This window comes from Kitasatospora sp. NPDC085879 (assembly GCF_040686255.1).
GTDB lineage: Bacteria > Actinomycetota > Actinomycetes > Streptomycetales > Streptomycetaceae > Kitasatospora.
The window spans coordinates 1-17677 of record NZ_JBFBJZ010000100.1; the positions used below are offsets into that span (position 1 = coordinate 1).

Sequence of the window (17677 nt, forward strand, 5' to 3'; positions counted from 1 at the left end):
CAGCTTCTCCTTGGTCACCCGGGCGTGCTCGCGCTCGTTGTCCAGCGCCGCGAAGTGCGACTTGCGGTGCTTGGAGAACACCGAGCGGGCGTGGGTCCCGCCGCCCGCCGCCGTCCGTTGCGGGGCGCGCCGCCGCGCGGCGCGGGGCGGTTCCTGGTCGGATGGTGCTGAGGTCTGGCTTCCGGGTGAATGACTGGATATATTCAGTCTCGGTAAGCCTGAATGAATTCATCCGCAAGGAGGCCGGAGCATGGTGGAGCAGGTGAGCGGCCCGCGTGAGGTCCGCGCGGCACGTGGGACGCAGCTGACCACGCAGGGCTGGCAGCAGGAGGCCGCCCTGCGGATGCTCATGAACAACCTCGACCCCGAGGTTGCCGAGCACCCCTCGAAGCTGGTCGTCTACGGCGGCACCGGCAAGGCGGCGCGCGACTGGCGCTCGTACGACGCCATGGTCCGCACCCTGCAGAACCTCAAGCAGGACGAGACCATGCTGGTGCAGTCCGGCCGCCCGGTCGGCGTCATGCAGACCCACGAGTGGGCGCCGCGTGTGCTGATCGCCAACTCCAACCTGGTCGGCGACTGGGCGAACTGGGAGGAGTTCCGCCGCCTGGAGTCGCTCGGCCTCACCATGTACGGCCAGATGACCGCCGGTTCGTGGATCTACATCGGCACCCAGGGCATCCTCCAGGGCACCTACGAGACCTTCGGCGCCGTCGCCGACAAGAAGTTCAACGGCACCCTCGAAGGCACCATCACCCTCACCGCCGGTCTCGGCGGCATGGGCGGCGCCCAGCCGCTCGCCGTCACCATGAACGGCGGCGTCGCGATCTGCATCGACTGCGACCCCTCCCGGATCGCCCGCCGGATCGAGCACCGCTACCTGGACGTGGAGGCCAAGAACCTCGCCCACGCCCTCGAACTCGCCACCGCCGCACGGGACAAGAAGCAGCCGCTCTCCATCGGTCTGCTCGGCAACGCCGCGGAGATCTTCCCGCAGCTGCTCGCGATGGACGCGCCGATCGACATCGTCACCGACCAGACCAGCGCCCACGACCCGCTGAGCTACCTGCCCATCGGTGTCGACTTCGACGACATGGCGGACTACGCGGCCGCCAAGCCCGCCGAGTTCACCCAGCGCTCGCGCGAGTCGATGGCCAAGCACGTCGAGGCGATGGTCGGCTTCCAGGACCGCGGCGCCGAGGTCTTCGACTACGGCAACTCCATCCGCGGCGAGGCCCAGCTCGCCGGCTACGACCGGGCGTTCGCCTTCCCCGGCTTCGTCCCGGCCTACATCCGCCCGCTGTTCTGCGAGGGCAAGGGCCCGTTCCGCTGGGCCGCGCTCTCCGGCGACCCGCAGGACATCCACAAGACCGACAAGGCCGTCCTCGACCTCTTCCCGGAGAACGAGTCGCTGCACCGCTGGATCAAGATGGCCCAGGAGAAGGTCCACTTCCAGGGCCTCCCGGCGCGCATCTGCTGGCTCGGCTACGGCGAGCGCGACAAGGCCGGCGAGCGCTTCAACGACATGGTCGCCTCCGGCGAGCTGTCCGCCCCGATCGTCATCGGCCGCGACCACCTCGACTGCGGCTCGGTCGCCTCCCCGTACCGCGAGACCGAGGCCATGCTGGACGGCTCCGACGCGATCGCCGACTGGCCGCTGCTCAACGCCATGGTCAACGTCGCCTCCGGCGCGTCCTGGGTCTCCATCCACCACGGCGGCGGCGTCGGCATCGGCCGCTCGATCCACGCCGGCCAGGTCACCGTCGCCGACGGCACCGCGCTCGCCGGCGAGAAGATCCGCCGCGTGCTCACCAACGACCCCGGCATGGGCGTCATCCGGCACGTCGACGCCGGCTACGACCGGGCCGTCGAGGTCGCCGGCGAGCGGGGCGTGCGCGTCCCCATGGGCGAGCTGTGACCGACGGCTTCCAGCGGATGTGGGCGGAGCTGCTCCCCGTGGGCCGCTCCGCCTCGTCCGGCGGCTACCGCCGCTTCGCCTGGAACTCCGCCGACGCCGAATGCCGGGCCTGGTTCGAGGAGCAGGCCCGCTCCCGCGGCCTGCACCTCGAACTCGACCGCAACGGCAACCAGTGGGCCTGGCTGGGCGATCCGCACGGCGAGGGCGCCGTGGTCACCGGCTCGCACCTGGACTCCGTGCCGGACGGCGGCGCCTTCGACGGGCCGCTCGGCGTGGTCTCCGCCTTCGCCGCCCTGGACGAACTCCGCTCCCGCGGCGCCGAGTTCACCAAGCCGCTGGCGATCGTCAACTTCGGGGACGAGGAGGGCGCCCGGTTCGGCGTCGCCTGCATCGGCTCCCGGCTCACCGCCGGCGTGCTCTCCAAGGAGCAGGCCTTCGACCTGCGCGACGCCGACGGCATCCGGCTGCCCGACGCCATGGAGAAGGCCGGGTACGACCCCGAGGCGATCGGCGCCGACCGCGAACGCCTCGGCCGCATCGGCGCGTTCGTCGAACTCCACGTCGAGCAGGGCCGCTACCTGGCGGAGGACCAGAGCGTCGGCGTGGCCAGCGCCATCTGGCCGCACGGCCGTTGGCGGTTCGACTTCCACGGTGAGGCCAACCACGCCGGCACCACCCGCATCGAGGACCGCCGCGACCCGATGCTCACCTACGCCACCACCGTGCTCGCCGCCCGCAAGAAGGCGAGGCTGGCCGGCGCGCTGGCGACCTTCGGCAAGGTCGCCGTCGAACCCAACGGCACCAACGCCATCGCCTCCCTCGTCCGCGGCTGGCTGGACTCCCGCGCCGCCGACGAGGCCACCCTCGACGAGGTCGTCGAGGAGATCCGGCGGGCCGCCTTCGAACGCGGCGAGCGGGACGGCGTCCGGGTCGAGCTCACCCGCGAGTCGTACACGCCCGTGGTGGACTTCGACGAGCCGCTGCGCGACCGGCTCGCCCGGATCCTCGGCCGCGCCGACGGCCGCCCGGTGCCGGTGCTGCCCACCGGCGCAGGACACGACGCCGGAATCCTCGCCTCGGTCATTCCGACCGCCATGCTGTTCGTACGTAACCCGAGCGGAGTCTCGCACTCCCCGGCGGAGCACGCCGAGGAGAACGACTGCCTCGCGGGCGTGGTCGCGCTCGCCGACGTACTGGAGGACCTCGCATGTCAGGGCTGACGTACTGGGCGGAGTACGCGTGGCTGCCGCACGCCAACGGCACCGTCGTCGAGAAGGACGTGCTGATCGCCGTCGGACCGGGCGGCCGGATCGCCCACGTCACCCCCGACAGCGGTCCCTGCCCGTCCGGCGCCGTCCGGCTCGGCGGACTGGTGCTGCCCGGCCAGGCCAACGCGCACTCGCACGCCTTCCACCGCGCCCTGCGCGGACACGTCCAGGTCGGCTCCGGCACCTTCTGGACCTGGCGGGACACCATGTACCGCTTCGCCGGCGCCCTCGACCCGGACAGCTACCTCGACCTCGCCACCGCCGTCTACGCCGAGATGGCGCTGGCCGGCATCACCGCCGTCGGCGAGTTCCACTACCTGCACCACGCCCCCGGCGGCAGCCGCTACGACGACCCCAACGCGATGGGCCTCGCCCTGATCGAGGCGGCGGCGCGGGCCGGCATCCGGATCACCCTGCTCGACACCTGCTACCTCTCGTCCGGCTTCGGCGCCGAGGCCACCAAGCCGCAGCTGCGGTTCAGCGACGGCGACGCCGACGCCTGGGCCGCCCGCGCGGACGCCCTCAAGCCCACCGACCACGCCCGCATCGGCGCCGCCGTCCACTCGGTCCGCGCGGTGCCCGCCGACCAGCTGGCGACCGTCGCGCACTGGGCGGCCATGCGGAAGGCCCCGCTGCACGTCCACCTCTCCGAGCAGACCGCCGAGAACGACGCCTGCCTCACCGCCCACGGCGTCACCCCGACCCGGCTGCTCGCCGACCACGGCGTGCTCGGCCCGCGTACCTCCGCGGTGCACGCCACGCACCTGAGCGACGACGACATCCGGCTGCTCGGCGACTCCGCCACCACCATCTGCATGTGCCCCACCACCGAGCGGGACCTCGCCGACGGCATCGGCCCGGCCCGTCGGCTGGCGAGTTCGGGCTGCCCGATCAGCCTCGGCAGCGACAGCCACGCGATCATCGACCCGTTCGAGGAGGCCCGGGCGCTGGAGCTCAACGAACGGCTCCGCACCCGCACCCGCGGGCACTGGACGGCACACGCCCTGCTCCGGGCCGGCACCGAGGACGGCCACGCCTCCCTCGGCTGGTCCGAGGCGGGCCGGATCGAGGCGGGCGCCCTCGCCGACTTCACCGCCGTCGCCCTGGACACCGTCCGCACGGCCGGGCCGGGCCCGCAGCTCGGGGCGGAGACCGCGGTGTTCGCGGCCACCGCGGCGGACGTCCGGCACGTGGTCGTCGGCGGCCGCCACATCGTCAAGGACGCCGTCCACCAGCTCGTCCCCGACGTCGCCGGCGCCCTCCGCACCGCCATCACCTCGCTGGGAGCCTGAGGGGAGATGCCCCTGGCCGGCTGACCCTGATCTTGAAAGGACAACGTTGAGCACCCTCATCACCGGCATCGGCAGCCTGGTCACCAACGACCCCGGGCTCGGTTCGGGCCCGTTGGGGCTGGTCGCGGACGCCGCCGTCGTGGTGGACGGCGAGCGGATCGCCTGGGTGGGCCCGGCCGCGGCCGCCCCCGCCGCCGACGACCGCTTCGACGCCGACGGCCGCGCCCTGCTGCCGGGCTTCGTCGACTCGCACTCCCACCTGGTCTTCGCCGGCGACCGCACCGCCGAGTTCAACGCCCGGATGTCCGGCCAGGCCTACTCGGCCGGCGGCATCCGGACGACGGTGGCCGCCACCCGCGCCGCGACCGACGCCGAGCTGGACGCCAACCTCGCCCGGTTCCTGCGCGAGGCGCTGCGCCAGGGCACCACCACGGTCGAGTGCAAGTCGGGCTACGGCCTGACCGTCGAGGACGAGGCACGGGCACTGCGGATCGCCGCCGGGCACACCCCGGAGACGACGTACCTGGGTGCGCACGTGGTGGCCCCCGAGTTCAAGGACGACCCGGCCGGCTACGTGGAGCTGGTGACCGGCGAGATGCTGGACGCCTGCGCCCCGCACGCCAAGTGGGTGGACGTCTTCTGCGAGCGCGGCGCCTTCGACGGCGACCAGGCGCGGGCCGTCCTGACCGCCGGCATGGCCCGCGGCCTGGTGCCGCGGGTGCACGCCAACCAGCTGTCGTACGGCCCGGGCGTGCAGCTCGCGGTGGAGCTGGGTGCGGCCTCCGCGGACCACTGCACCCACCTGACCGACGAGGACGTGGCGGCGCTCGCCGGCTCGGACACCGTGGCGACCCTGCTGCCCGGCGCGGAGTTCTCGACCCGCGCCGCGTACCCGGACGCCCGCCGGCTGCTCGACGCGGGCGCCGCGGTGGCGCTCTCCACGGACTGCAACCCGGGGTCGAGCTTCACCTCGTCGATGGCCTTCTGCATCGCGGTGGCCGTCCGCGAGATGGGGATGACCCCGGACGAGGCGGTGTACGCGGCGACGGCGACCGGTGCGCGGGCCCTGCGGCGGGCGGACGTCGGCACGGTCACGGTGGGCGCCCGCGCCGACCTGCTGCTGCTGGACGCCCCGTCGCACGTGCACCTGGCCTACCGCCCGGGTGTGCCGCTGACCGCCGCGGTCTGGCGCAGCGGCGTGCGCGAGGTCTGATCCGGCCGCTCCCCGCCACCGGGGGGGCCGAGGACACGGCAGAGGGAGGGCGCGATCCGCGCCCTCCCTCTTCAATGTGCCGGGTTGTGCCCTGGTCGGGACCAGTTTTTCCGCTTCGCCCCGGTGCGGACAACCGCCGTCCGGGGGGATTTGCGACGGCCCGCCCCCGCCGGTCGGCGGGGGCGGGCCGTGGCCCGGTGCGTCGGGCCCGGTGCGTCAGTGCACGTCGCCCATGAGGCGGACGACCTTCTTGCGGTACATCGCGAGGCCCAGGCCGGCGACGATCGCGGCCACACCCTGCAGGGCGAAGTACCAGGTCGTGCCGGTGGCGTCACCGAGGACCAGCTGGACGATGGCGGCCACGCAGTCACCGGCGGTGACGGCGAGGAACCAGACACCCATCATCTGGCTGGCGTACTTCGCCGGGGCCAGCTTGGTGGTCACGGAGAGGCCGACCGGGGAGAGGGTCAGCTCGCCGACGGTCTGGACGAGGTAGACCACGGCCAGCCACAGCGGGGTGACCTTGACGCCGCCCGCGGCGGCGGCCATCGCCAGCATCATCACCAGGAAGGACGCGCCGATCATCAGCAGGCCGAAGGCGAACTTCATGGTGGTGCTGGGGTTCTTGCCGCGGCGCGAGAGCGCCACCCAGAGCCAGGCGAAGACCGGGGCCAGCGCCATGATGTAGAGCGGGTTCAGCGACTGGAACCAGCTGGACGGGAAGGTGAACCCGAGCAGCGTGGAGGCGGTGCTGTCGTCGGCGAAGACGCTCAGCGTGGAGCCGGACTGGTCGTAGATCATCCAGAACACGGCGGCGGCCACGAAGAACCAGATGTAGCCGCTCATCTTGGACTGCTCGGCGGCGTCCAGGTCCTTGTCGCGCTTGACCCGGGCGAAGACGAACACCGGGACGGCGATGCCCGCGATGGACAGCGGCCAGATCGCCCAGTCGATGGTGAAGCGGCCGCTCAGCACGACGACGGCGTAGAACACGGCCGCGACGGCCAGCCACAGGCCCGCCTTGCGGAACACCGCGCGCTTCTCGGCGGCGGGCATGGGGGCGGTCACGACGTCGCTGGCGGCGGCCAGGTGGCGGGTGCCGAGCAGGAACTGGCCGAGGCCCAGCGCCATGCCGATGCCGGCGAGGGCGAAGCCCAGGTGCCAGTTGACGCTCTGGCCGACGGTGCCGATGACCAGCGGGGCGGCGAAGGCACCGAGGTTGATGCCCATGTAGAAGATCGTGAAGCCGCCGTCGCGACGCGGGTCGTTCGGGCCGTCGTACAGGTGGCCGACCATCGTCGAGATGTTGGCCTTCAGCAGGCCGGAGCCGAGCGCGATGAAGCCGAGGCCGGTGAAGAACGAGGCCGAGGCGGGCACCGCGAGCAGGAAGTGGCCGATCATGATGATCGTGCCGCCGAGTGCCACGGTCCGGCGGGCGCCGAGGAAGCGGTCGGCGATCCAGCCGCCCGGCAGGGCGAGCAGGTACACCATCGCGTTGTAGACGCTGTAGACCGCCGTCGCCACGGCGATCTTCATGCCGAGGCCGCCCTCGGTGGTGGCGGCGGTCATGTAGAGCACCAGCAGGGCACGCATGCCGTAGAAGCTGAATCGCTCCCACATCTCGGTCATGAAGAGGGTGGCGAGCCCTCGGGGGTGCCCGAAGAAGGTCTTGCCACTGGAAGGGGCCGGGCGGATGCCGGCGTCCAGGGTGGTAGTCGCCATGTGTGGTGGGTTCCTTGCCTGTGTTCGTCCGCCGAGGGGTGTTGGCGGGCGGGGACCGGACCACTGTACGGGGACGCTGGCAGGACATCGGAGGACAAATGCCGAACCGTCGGTATTGTCCGAGTAAAGTCCCGGCGACTACAGGTCGTCTATTCGATGGTAACTCGGAAAAACTTCCTTCGAAACGAAGATCGAATGGCGGAATCTCCTCCTCTCACCTCTTGGGGGCCGTCTCGACGCGGACATGGCGGACCAAAGGTAACGATCACGGCTCTGTGAAACAGTTCACAGCCCCTTGCGATCACCGGAGCGGACTACCATCACCCCCATGACCTGTGTGCTGCTGGCCGAGGACGACCCGGCAATCTCCGAACCGCTGGCCCGCGCGCTCCGTCGCGAGGGGTATGACGTGCTCGTGCGCGAGGACGGCCCCGCCGCGCTGGCCGCGGGCCTCGCGGAGGACGTCGACCTGATCGTCCTGGACCTCGGCCTGCCCGAGATGGACGGCCTGGAGGTCTGCCGGCGCCTGCGCGCCGACGGCCGCAGCTGCCCCGTCCTGGTGCTCACCGCCCGGGCCGACGAGGTGGACACGGTGGTCGGCCTGGACGCCGGCGCCGACGACTACGTCACCAAGCCCTTCCGGCTGGCCGAGCTGCTCGCCCGCGTCCGGGCGCTGCTCCGCCGCGGCAACGTGGACCAGCTCACCACCGGCGCCCACGGCGTCAAGATCGACATCGAGTCGCACCGCGCCTGGCTCGGCGAGGAGGAACTCACCCTCTCCGCCAAGGAGTTCGAGCTGCTGCGCGTCCTGGTGCGGGACGCCGGCCGGGTGGTGACCCGCGAGGAGATCATGCGCCAGGTCTGGGACACCACCTGGTGGACCTCCACCAAGACGCTGGACATGCACATCTCCTGGCTGCGCAAGAAGCTCGGCGACGACGCCGCCAACCCGCGCTACATCGCCACCGTCCGCGGCGTCGGATTCCGGTTCGAGAAGAACTGACCCCGGCCGCCGCACCGCACCACCACAGCACCGACTGAGCGAAGGCATTCCCCGGCGTGAAGCGCAGAATGATCAACTCACTGCTGGGCGTCGTCCTGGTGGTGGTCGCGGTGTTCTGCGTCCCGCTGGCGCTCATCGAGAAGCAGAGCATCGTCAACGCCGCCGAGGACCGGGTCGACGCCGCGGCCGTCCGGGTCCTCGGCCTGGTCGAGAACCGGCTGGCCGCGGGCGAACCGGTGACCGGCGAGAAGTTCGCCGCCCAGGTCACCGACGGCTCCTTCGTGACCGTCGACATCCCCGGTCAGCCGCTCATCGCGGCCGGCCGGCCGGTCGACGGCCCGGCGCTGACCGCCACCGAGGAGGGCGCCAGCGGCGAGACGGTGACCGTCCAGCAGTCCCGCGCCGACGTCGACCACGAGATCGGCAACATGCTGCTGCTGCTCGGCGTGGTCGCGCTGCTCGCCGTGCAGGCCGCCGTCGCCCTCGCGGTCTGGCAGGCCAAGCGCCTCGCCCGCCCGCTCACCGAACTCGCCCAGACCGCCGAACGCCTCGGCTCCGGCGACCCGCGGCCCCGCGACCGCCGCTACGGCGTGCCCGAACTCGACCGGATCGCCGAGGTGCTGGACGTCAGCGCCGTGCGGATCGCCCGGATGCTCACCGCCGAACGCCGGCTCGCCGCCGACGCCTCGCACCAGCTCCGCACGCCGCTCACCGCGCTCTCCATGCGCCTGGAGGAGATCACCGCGCTCGCCGAGGAGCCGGACACCGTCAAGGAGGAGGCCACGATCGCCCTCCAGCAGGTGGAACGGCTCACCGACGTCGTCCAGCGGCTGCTCACCAACCAGCGAGACCCGGCCAGCCCGACCGCCGTCACCTTCGACCTCGACGAGGTGCTCAAGCAGCAGGTCGAGGAGTGGAGCGCACCGCTGCGCGCGGCCGGCCGCCGGCTGCTGATGGAGGGGATGCGCGGCACCACCGTGATCGGCACACCGGGAACGGTGGCCCAGGTGCTGGCCACCCTGCTGGAGAACTCGCTGATGCACGGCGGCGGCGACATCACCCTGCGGGTCCGCCGCACCGGCTCCTCGGTGGTCGCCGAGGTCCAGGACGAGGGCCCGGGCGTCCCGCCGGAACTCGGCAACCGGGTCTTCGAGCGGGCCGTCAGCGGCCGGAACTCCACCGGCATCGGGCTCGCCGTCGCCCGCGACCTCGCGGAGGCGGACGGCGCCCGGCTGGAACTGCTCTCGCTCAAGCCCCCGGTCTTCGCCCTCTTCCTCGGCAGCGGCCGGGACGACGAGGACGACACGGGCGCCGCGCCCAAGCGCCCGCAGCGCTGAGCGCGGGCGCGCGCTCCGTTACTTCACGTACTCCGGCTCCTCGGCCGCCAGCAGCAGCTCGGCCTCGGTGACGACCTCGGGCTCTGGCTCGGCCAGCTCCGGCATCGCCTTGAACACCCACGTCCGGTACGAGACGAAGCGGAACACCGTGCCGACCGCGAGGCCGGCCACCTTGGCGGCGATCTGCTCCAGGTGCGTGTTCAGGCCCAGCACGTAGACCGAGAAGCCCAGCACACCGGTCTCGATCAGCATGCCGGCGCCGCTGAACAGCAGGAACAGCGTGATCTCCCGCTTGCGGGAGGCCGCGTCGCGGTCCTTGTACAGCCAGTACCGGTAGCCGAGGTAGTTGGTGGCGATGGCCACCAGGGTCGCCGCCACGTTGGAGCGCAGCGAGGCCAGGTTCAGGCCGTTGATGCAGATCCAGAAGACGACGAAGTTGACGGCGACACCGCTCAGGCCGACGACGGCGAACTTGATCACTTCGTCGGACAGGCCGCGCAGGCGCTGCAGCAACGACGGCTGGGTCGCGGTGGTCGTGGTCATCCGGGTGTCTCCTGAGTGACGTACGGGAGGACGAACTGGGTGCCCGCGCGGGCGCAGCGCGATACCGGCACCTCGTGTACGCACGTGCGCGGCGAAGGCCCGGGCCACCAGGCTACTCGCTCCCTCGGGCCCCATCGGCGCCCGGTTCCCCCCCGGTCTCCCGCGCAACCGCCGGTGCACCGGCTCCGACCGGCCCGGATATCCTGGGCAGCGTGACTTTCGCGGGCAATGCAAAATTTCCAGTGGTCGGCGTGATCGGCGGAGGGCAGCTGGCGCGCATGGCGCACCAGGCAGGCATCCCGCTCGGCATCCGCTTCAAACTCCTCGCCGACACCCCGCAGGACTCGGCGGCACAGGTGGTGTCCGACGTCGTCCTCGGCGACTACCGGGACCTGGAGACGCTGCGCCGCTTCGCGGCCGACTGCGACGTGATCACCTTCGACCACGAGCACGTGCCGACCGAGCACCTGCGGGCCCTGCAGGCCGACGGTATCGCCGTCCGCCCCGGCCCGGACGCCCTGGTGAACGCCCAGGACAAGGGCGTGATGCGGGCGAAGCTCGACTCGATCGACGTGCCCTGCCCCCGGCACCGGATCGTCGCCGACCCGGCCGACGTGACGGCCTTCGCCGCCGAGGGCGACGGCTACCCGGTGGTGCTGAAGACCGTCCGCGGCGGCTACGACGGCAAGGGCGTCTGGGTGGTCGGCGACGAGGCCGAGGCGGCCGCGCCCTTCCTGGCCGGCGTCCCGGTGCTGGCCGAGGAGAAGGTCGACTTCGCCCGCGAGCTGGCCGCGAACGTGGTCCGCTCGCCCAGCGGCCAGGCGGTCGCCTACCCGGTGGTGGAGAGCGTCCAGGAGAACGGCGTCTGCGCCGAGGTCACCGCGCCCGCGCCGGGCCTCGACCCGGAGCTGGCCGCCGAGGCCCAGCAGCTCGCGCTGCGGATCGCCGGCGCGCTGGACATCACCGGCCACCTCGCGGTGGAGCTGTTCCAGACCCGGGACGGCCGGATCCTGGTCAACGAGCTGGCGATGCGCCCGCACAACTCCGGCCACTGGTCCCAGGACGGCTCGGTCACCTCGCAGTTCGAGAACCACCTGCGGGCGGTGCTCGACCTGCCGCTCGGCGACCCGCGGCCGCGCGCCCGGTGGACGGTCATGGTCAACGTGCTCGGCGGCGACTACCCGGACATGTACCACGCCTTCCTGCACTGCATGGCCCGCGACCCCGGCCTCAAGATCCACATGTACGGCAAGGACGTGAAGCCGGGCCGCAAGGTCGGCCACGTCAACGTCGTCGGGGACGACCTCGACGACGTCCGCGAGCGCGCCCGTCACGCGGCCGCCTACCTGCGAGGAACGATCACCGAATGACCAACCCCGAGGCTCCGCTCGTCGGCATCGTCATGGGCTCGGACTCCGACTGGCCCGTGATGGAGGCCGCCGCGCAGGCGCTGGCCGAGTTCGAGGTCCCCTTCGAGGTGGACGTCGTCTCCGCGCACCGCATGCCGCGCGAGATGGTCGCGTACGGCGAGCAGGCGCACGCCCGCGGCCTGAAGGCGATCATCGCCGGCGCCGGCGGCGCCGCCCACCTCCCGGGCATGCTCGCCTCGGTCACGCCGCTGCCCGTGATCGGCGTCCCCGTGCCGCTGAAGTACCTGGACGGCATGGACAGCCTGATGTCGATCGTGCAGATGCCCGCCGGCGTGCCGGTGGCCACCGTGTCGATCGCCGGCGCCCGCAACGCCGGCCTGCTGGCCGTCCGGATGCTCGCCGCCTTCGACCCGGAGCTCGCCGAGCGGATGGTGGACTTCCAGGCCGAGCTGAACGCCCAGGCCACCGAGAAGGGCAAGAAGCTCCGCGCCCGGGTCGCCGGCGGCCAGGGCTGACGGACGCCGTTCGCCCCGGACGGCCGGGCGCGCCGGTGTAGAACGGGGGCATGACCCCTGAGCTGCTCGACCGCGCCCGCGCCGTCCTCCGCGACACCCCCGTGGTGGACGGGCACAACGACCTCCCCTGGGCCATGCGCGCCCAGGCCGGCTACGACCTGGACGCCGTCGACCTGGCGGCCGACCAGAGCGCCCGCCTGCACACCGACCTCGGCCGGCTCCGCGCCGGCGGGGTCGGCGCGCAGTTCTGGTCGGTGTACGTGCGCAGCGACTACGCCGGCGACCGGGCGGTCAGCGCCACCCTGGAGCAGATCGACTTCGTCCACGCCCTGACGGCGCGTTACCCCGAGGTGCTGCGTACGGCGCTGACGGCGGACGACATGGAGGCGGCCCGTGCCGAGGGCCGGATCGCCTCGCTGATGGGCGCCGAGGGCGGCCACTCGATCGACAGCTCGCTGGCCACCCTGCGCGCCCTGTACGCCCTGGGCGTGCGGTATCTGACGCTCACCCACAACGACAACGTGCCGTGGGCGGACTCCGCCACCGACGAGCCGGCCGCGGGCGGGCTGACCGCCTTCGGCGAGGAGGTCGTCCGGGAGATGAACCGGCTCGGCATGCTGGTCGACCTCTCGCACACCTCCGCGGACACCATGCGGGCCGCGCTGCGGGTCTCGGAGGCGCCGGTGATCTTCTCGCACTCCTCGGCCCGGGCGGTGTGCGACCACCCGCGCAACGTCCCGGACGACGTGCTCGCCGCGCTGGCCGGCAACGGCGGCCTGGCGATGGCCACGTTCGTCCCGAAGTTCGTGCTGCCCGCCGCGATCGAGTGGACCCTGGCCGCGGACGAGAACATGCGCGCGCACGGCTTCCACCCGCTGGAGACCACGCCCGCCGCGATGGACTGCCAGCGCGCCCACGAGGCGGCCCACCCGCGGCCGGTCGCCACCCCGGCCACGGTCGCCGACCACCTCGACCACATGCGGGAGGTCGCCGGGATCGACCACGTCGGCATCGGCGGCGACTTCGACGGCACCGCCTTCGTCCCGTCCGGCCTGGACGACGTGGCCGGCTACCCGAACCTGGTCGCCGAGCTGCTCGGCCGCGGCTGGTCCGAGGCCGACCTCTCCAAGCTGACCTGGCACAACGCGGTGCGGGTGCTGCGCGAGGCGGAGTCGGCGGCCCGCCGCCTGCAGGCCGTGCGCGGCCCGTCCATCGCGACCCTGGAGCAGCTGGACGGGCGGGGTTGACCTTGCCCCTGGGGCAGACGGGAGCGTGGACGCCGTGGAGGACGAGGCACTGCTCGGCATCGGCGCGTTCGCCCGCCGCGCCCGGCTCTCGCCGAAGGCGCTGCGGCTGTACGACCGGCAGGGACTGCTGCCGCCTGACCGGGTGGACCCGGTCACCGGCTACCGGTACTACCGGGAGAGCCGGCTGGCGGCGGCCCGGCTGATCGTCCGGCTGCGCGGGCTCGACATGCCGCTGGCGACGGTCGCCGAGGTGCTGGCCGCACCCGGGCCGCGGGCCGCCGAACTGGTGGCCGGGTACTGGGAGTCGGTCGAGCGCCGGGTCGCGGGCCAGCGCGAGCTGGCGGCGCACCTCCGCATCCGGTTGTCAGGAGGCGAAGGGAGTTCGGACATGTACGGAATCGAGCAGCGCGAGGTGCCGGAGCAGCTGGTGCTCACCGAGCAGCGGCACGCCGGGCCGGAGGACCTGCCGGTGTGGATCCCGGCGGCGTGCGACCGGCTGGCCGAGGCGGCGAAGGCCTACGGCGGGGTGGCCGCGGCGCCGTTCGTGGTCTACCACGGCGAGGTCAACGAGGACAGCGACGGCCCGGTGGAGGTCTGCGTGCCGATCGACGCGGCGCACACCGGGGGTGTCGCACACGCCCACCGGGTGGAGCCGGCGCACCGCGAGGCGTACACCACGATCACCAAGGCGCAGGTGGCCTACCCGCAGATCCTGTCGGCCTACGACGCGGTCTTCGAGTGGGCGAAGCGGGAGGGCCGCACCGTCGTCTCGGCCCCGCGCGAGGTGTACTTCGCGGACTGGGCCGCCGTCGGCGAGGCCGACCCGGTCTGCGACATCGCGGTGCCGGTGGAGTAGCCGCCCGGTGGGCGGCTCAGAGCAGCGGCAGCTCGATGGCCGGGCACTTGTCCATCACCATGTCGAGCCCTGCGGCCCTGGTCCGCTCCCAGGCGGCCTCGTCCACGACGTCCAGCTGGAACCAGACCGCCTTGGCGCCCACCGCGACGGCCTGGTCGGCGACCTCGCCGGCCAGGCCGCTGTTCACGAACACGTCGACCACGTCGACCGGGAAGGGGATGTCGGCGAGCGTGGCGTAGCCCTGCTCGCCGAGCACCGTCTCGGCCTTGGGGTGCACGGGCACCACCCGCTTGCCGGCCCGCTGCAGCACCCGGGCGACGCCGTACGCCGCCCGCCGGGTGTTGGTGGACAGGCCGACCACCGCCCAGGTGTCGCCCGACTCCTGGAGGATCCTGCGGACCGTTGCGTCGTCTCCGTACGTCATGCGGGGGACAACCCGCGCCGCGGTGCGGTCATTCCGCGCCGGGCCGGCCCATCGCCCGGTAGGTCCAGCCCGCCGCCCGCCAGGCCGCCGGGTCCAGCACGTTCCGGCCGTCCAGGATGCGCTTCTCGGCGACCAGCGCGCCGACCTCCGCCGGGTCGAGCTCGCGGAACTCCTGCCACTCCGTCAGGTGCAGCACCACATGGGCGCCCTGAACGGCCTCCAGCGCGGAGTCCGCATAGGAGAGGCTGGGGAACATCTTGCGGGCGTTGTCCATCGCCTTGGGGTCGTAGACCGTGACCTGGGCGCCCTGCAGCTGGATCTGCCCGGCGACGTTCAGCGCGGGGGAGTCCCGGATGTCGTCCGAGTTCGGCTTGAAGGCCGCGCCGAGCACGGCCACCCGGCGGCCGAGGAAGCCGCCGCCGCACTGCTCGCGGGCGAGCTCGACCATCCGGGAGCGGCGCCGCATGTTGATCGAGTCGACCTCGCGCAGGAAGGTCAGCGCCTGGTCCGCACCCAGCTCGCCGGCCCGCGCCATGAACGCCCGGATGTCCTTGGGCAGGCAGCCGCCGCCGAAGCCGAGGCCGGCGTTGAGGAACTTGCCGCCGATCCGGGCGTCGTAGGAGAGCGCCTTGGACAGCTGGACGACATCGGCGCCGGCCGACTCGCAGACCTCCGCCATCGCGTTGATGAAGGAGATCTTGGTGGCCAGGAAGGAGTTCGCGGCGGCCTTCACCAGCTCGGCGGTGGCGAAGTCGGTCACGACGAAGGGCACGCCCTGGGCGACCGGCGTCGCGTAGACCTCGCGCAGCAGCTGCTCGGCGCGCTCGCTGCGGACGCCCACCACCAGCCGGTCCGGGTGCAGGGTGTCGCCGACGGCGAAGCCCTCGCGGAGGAACTCCGGGTTCCAGGCCAGCTCCGCCTGCTCGCCGACCGGGGCGAGGGCGGCGAGCCGCTCGGCCAGCCGGCTCGCGCTGCCGACCGGCACGGTCGACTTGCCGACCACCAGCGTCGGCCGGGTCAGGTGCAGCGCGAGCGAGTCGAGCGCGCTGTCGACGTAGCTCATGTCGGCGGCGAACTCGCCCTTCTTCTGCGGGGTGTTGGTGCAGATGAAGTGGACGTCGCCGAACTCGGCCACCTCCTCCCAGGAGGTGGTGAAGCGCAGCCGGCCGGTGGAGCCCTCGTGACCCGGCACGTGCTTGACCAGCAGCTCGGCGAGGCCCGGCTCGTACATCGGCACCCGGCCCGCGGCCAGCGACGCAATCTTCTCCGGGTCGATGTCCAGGCCGAGCACCTCGAAGCCGAGCTCCGCCATGCAGGCGGCGTGCGTCGCGCCGAGGTAGCCGGTGCCGATCACCGTGATGCGGAGGGCCACGTGCTTCCCCATTCAGTCCAGGTTGCCGGGCCGACCGGGGTGACCGGCGGCCGCAGCCACTGATGGTAGCCGGGGCAGGCCCCGCGGCGAACCCGTCGATAACGGCCGGGTTGCCGAAATCGCGAGCGGGACCCGCGCGTGGGCGCAGGGCGGCACAATGCGCGCATGGCTGCGAGGGAGCGCGAGGAATCGGCGGGGGAGCGCCCGGCACCGCTGAGCCTCTTCGAGGACGCGGACGACGGGGCGGACGCCGGGGACGGGGACGGGGACGCGCCGGAGGGCGGGCCGCCGTCCGGCGAGGGCGAGGCGAGGCGCCGGCGGCGCACCCGCCGGGTGCTGGTCTGGACGCTGGTGGCGCTGCTCGGCCTGCTGTTCGGCGGGGCCGGCGCCGCCTACTGGACGGTGGACCACTACGCGTCCTCGGTGGACCGCATTCCGGGAGCCTTCCCCACCCTGCCCGCCGACCGGCAGCCCGCCGCGGTGCCGAACTCCGGCACCACCTTCCTGCTGGTCGGCCTGGACGCCCGCTCGGACGTGGCCACCACCGGCAAGGAGGCGAAGGCGCCCGCCTGGAAGGCCGGCGCGCAGCGCAGCGACACCATGATGCTGCTGCACATATCCGCCGACCGGAAGAGCGCGTCGATCATCTCCCTCGCCCGCGACACCCTGGTGGACGTCCCCGGCCACGGCCCGGCGAAGATCAACGCGGCGTACTCCTGGGGCGGCCCGCCGCTGATGGTCGAGACGGTGCAGAACCTCACCGGCATCCGGATCGACCACATCGCGGTGATCGACTGGAACGGCTTCCGGGCGCTCACCGACGCGGTCGGCGGCGTCGACATCACCATCCCGCAGACCATCGAGGGCCGCGGCGAGGCCCGCCAGTGGGACGCCGGCACCCACCACATGGACGGCGCGGAGGCGCTGCTCTACGTCCGCGAGCGGTACGGACTGCCCAACGGCGACCTCGACCGCAGCAAGCGCCAGCAGAACTTCCTGCGCGCCCTGATGATCCAGACCATGAACGCCGGCACGCTCGGCAGCCCGTCGCGGCTCACCGGTCTGCTGCAGACCGTCGGCGACGTGGCCAGCGTGGACGACCGGCTCAGCAACACCGACCTCTACGAGCTGGCGTGGAGCCTGCGCGGGCTGCGCCCGGACGGCGTGCGCTTCATGAACGCGCCGTTCGGCGGCTTCGACAGCGTGTCCGGGCAGTCCGTGGTGCTGCTCGACAAGGTCGCCGCGGGCCAGCTCTGGCAGGCGGTGCGCAACGACCGGATGGAGCAGTACCTGGCGGAGCACCACACCACCAGCGACACCCTGGGCGACAGCGTGCGGTGAAGCGGGCCGCACGGGCGCCTGTTGTGCATGTCACGCTCCCGGGGGATCGGACGGCGCGCCTAGAATGAGTGGCGACATTGCTACTTAACGGTAACTAACCACTCGAGGGGCGAGGCACATGGCGGGCAATTCCGGAGCGGATTTCGACCTCTTCCGGTTGGCCGAGGAGCACGACATGCTCCGTGACGCGGTGCGGTCGCTGGCCGAGGCGAAGATCGCCCCGTTCGCGGCCGAGGTCGACGAGCAGGGCCGCTTC

General features: G+C 72.5%; 16 protein-coding genes. 12 read left to right on the plus strand and 4 right to left on the minus strand.

The features are described from left to right. The first annotated feature begins 262 nt into the window (after positions 1–262). The 4 genes from hutU to hutI are packed head-to-tail and all read left to right on the plus strand — an operon-like array spanning position 263 to position 5691. Positions 263–1918, plus strand: coding sequence for a urocanate hydratase (gene hutU, locus AB0P35_RS38240; RefSeq protein WP_363520428.1), 1656 nt, complete (start codon positions 263–265; stop codon positions 1916–1918). A 17-nt stretch (positions 1919–1935) separates the two neighbouring features. Beyond that, a complete protein-coding gene (locus AB0P35_RS38245; RefSeq protein ID WP_363520431.1) occupies positions 1936–3138 on the plus strand; it encodes an allantoate amidohydrolase in 1203 nt (400 codons plus the stop codon). Next, positions 3126–4478, plus strand: coding sequence for a formimidoylglutamate deiminase (locus AB0P35_RS38250; RefSeq protein WP_095874591.1), 1353 nt, complete (start codon positions 3126–3128; stop codon positions 4476–4478). Before AB0P35_RS38245 ends, AB0P35_RS38250 begins: the two co-directional genes overlap by 13 nt. Before the next feature lie 46 nt (positions 4479–4524). Continuing rightward, the gene (hutI, locus tag AB0P35_RS38255; protein ID WP_363520409.1) at positions 4525–5691 is read left to right on the plus strand and encodes an imidazolonepropionase; all 1167 of its coding nucleotides are present in this window, start codon (positions 4525–4527) and stop codon (positions 5689–5691) included. 216 nt (positions 5692–5907) lie between these two features. Here hutI and AB0P35_RS38260 read toward each other — a convergent pair whose 3' ends face one another. After that, positions 5908–7413 carry an oligopeptide:H+ symporter gene (locus AB0P35_RS38260; protein WP_363520411.1) on the minus strand — a complete coding sequence of 502 codons (1506 nt, stop codon included), beginning with the start codon at positions 7411–7413 and terminating at the stop codon, positions 5908–5910. A gap of 328 nt (positions 7414–7741) precedes the next feature. Here AB0P35_RS38260 and AB0P35_RS38265 point away from each other — a divergent pair, with 328 nt between their 5' ends. Together AB0P35_RS38265 and AB0P35_RS38270 are read left to right on the plus strand one after the other, a co-directional pair. Then, on the plus strand, positions 7742–8416 hold the full coding sequence (locus tag AB0P35_RS38265) for a response regulator transcription factor (RefSeq protein ID WP_030263072.1): 675 nt from the start codon (positions 7742–7744) through the stop codon (positions 8414–8416). Positions 8417–8472: 56 nt separating this feature from the next. Continuing rightward, positions 8473–9753 carry an ATP-binding protein gene (locus tag AB0P35_RS38270; protein WP_363520415.1) on the plus strand — a complete coding sequence of 427 codons (1281 nt, stop codon included), beginning with the start codon at positions 8473–8475 and terminating at the stop codon, positions 9751–9753. Positions 9754–9771: 18 nt separating this feature from the next. Here AB0P35_RS38270 and AB0P35_RS38275 read toward each other — a convergent pair whose 3' ends face one another. Then, positions 9772–10296, minus strand: coding sequence for a GtrA family protein (locus AB0P35_RS38275; protein WP_363520418.1), 525 nt, complete (start codon positions 10294–10296; stop codon positions 9772–9774). Between the two features lie 278 nt (positions 10297–10574). On the opposite strand from AB0P35_RS38275, the gene AB0P35_RS38280 reads away from it, so the two are divergent. The 4 genes from AB0P35_RS38280 to AB0P35_RS38295 are packed head-to-tail and all read left to right on the plus strand — an operon-like array spanning position 10575 to position 14284. Continuing rightward, positions 10575–11666 carry a 5-(carboxyamino)imidazole ribonucleotide synthase gene (locus tag AB0P35_RS38280; RefSeq protein WP_257019172.1) on the plus strand — a complete coding sequence of 364 codons (1092 nt, stop codon included), beginning with the start codon at positions 10575–10577 and terminating at the stop codon, positions 11664–11666. Further along, the gene (gene purE / locus AB0P35_RS38285) at positions 11663–12181 is read left to right on the plus strand and encodes a 5-(carboxyamino)imidazole ribonucleotide mutase (protein ID WP_095874596.1); all 519 of its coding nucleotides are present in this window, start codon (positions 11663–11665) and stop codon (positions 12179–12181) included. The genes AB0P35_RS38280 and purE overlap by 4 nt, the downstream gene beginning before the upstream one ends. A gap of 50 nt (positions 12182–12231) precedes the next feature. Then, positions 12232–13428: a dipeptidase gene (locus AB0P35_RS38290; RefSeq protein WP_363520421.1), complete on the plus strand. Its 1197-nt coding sequence runs from the start codon at positions 12232–12234 to the stop codon at positions 13426–13428. Between the two features lie 25 nt (positions 13429–13453). Further along, positions 13454–14284: a MerR family transcriptional regulator gene (locus tag AB0P35_RS38295; RefSeq protein ID WP_363520423.1), complete on the plus strand. Its 831-nt coding sequence runs from the start codon at positions 13454–13456 to the stop codon at positions 14282–14284. A gap of 16 nt (positions 14285–14300) precedes the next feature. Here the strand turns inward: AB0P35_RS38295 and AB0P35_RS38300 are convergent, their stop codons facing one another. Continuing rightward, the gene (locus AB0P35_RS38300) at positions 14301–14708 is read right to left on the minus strand and encodes a CoA-binding protein (RefSeq protein WP_095874599.1); all 408 of its coding nucleotides are present in this window, start codon (positions 14706–14708) and stop codon (positions 14301–14303) included. Positions 14709–14736: 28 nt separating this feature from the next. Further along, entirely contained in the window at positions 14737–16080 is a 1344-nt protein-coding gene (locus AB0P35_RS38305; protein ID WP_363520434.1) for a UDP-glucose/GDP-mannose dehydrogenase family protein, read from the minus strand. A gap of 165 nt (positions 16081–16245) precedes the next feature. On the opposite strand from AB0P35_RS38305, the gene AB0P35_RS38310 reads away from it, so the two are divergent. Both AB0P35_RS38310 and AB0P35_RS38315 read left to right on the plus strand, forming a co-directional pair. Further along, positions 16246–17421 (plus strand): LCP family protein, encoded by a 1176-nt coding sequence (locus tag AB0P35_RS38310; RefSeq protein WP_363520425.1) that lies wholly within the window; start codon positions 16246–16248, stop codon positions 17419–17421. 118 nt (positions 17422–17539) lie between these two features. Beyond that, positions 17540–17677, plus strand: a 138-nt coding sequence (locus AB0P35_RS38315) for an acyl-CoA dehydrogenase family protein (RefSeq protein WP_363520437.1), incomplete at its 3' end; no start/stop codon positions are given.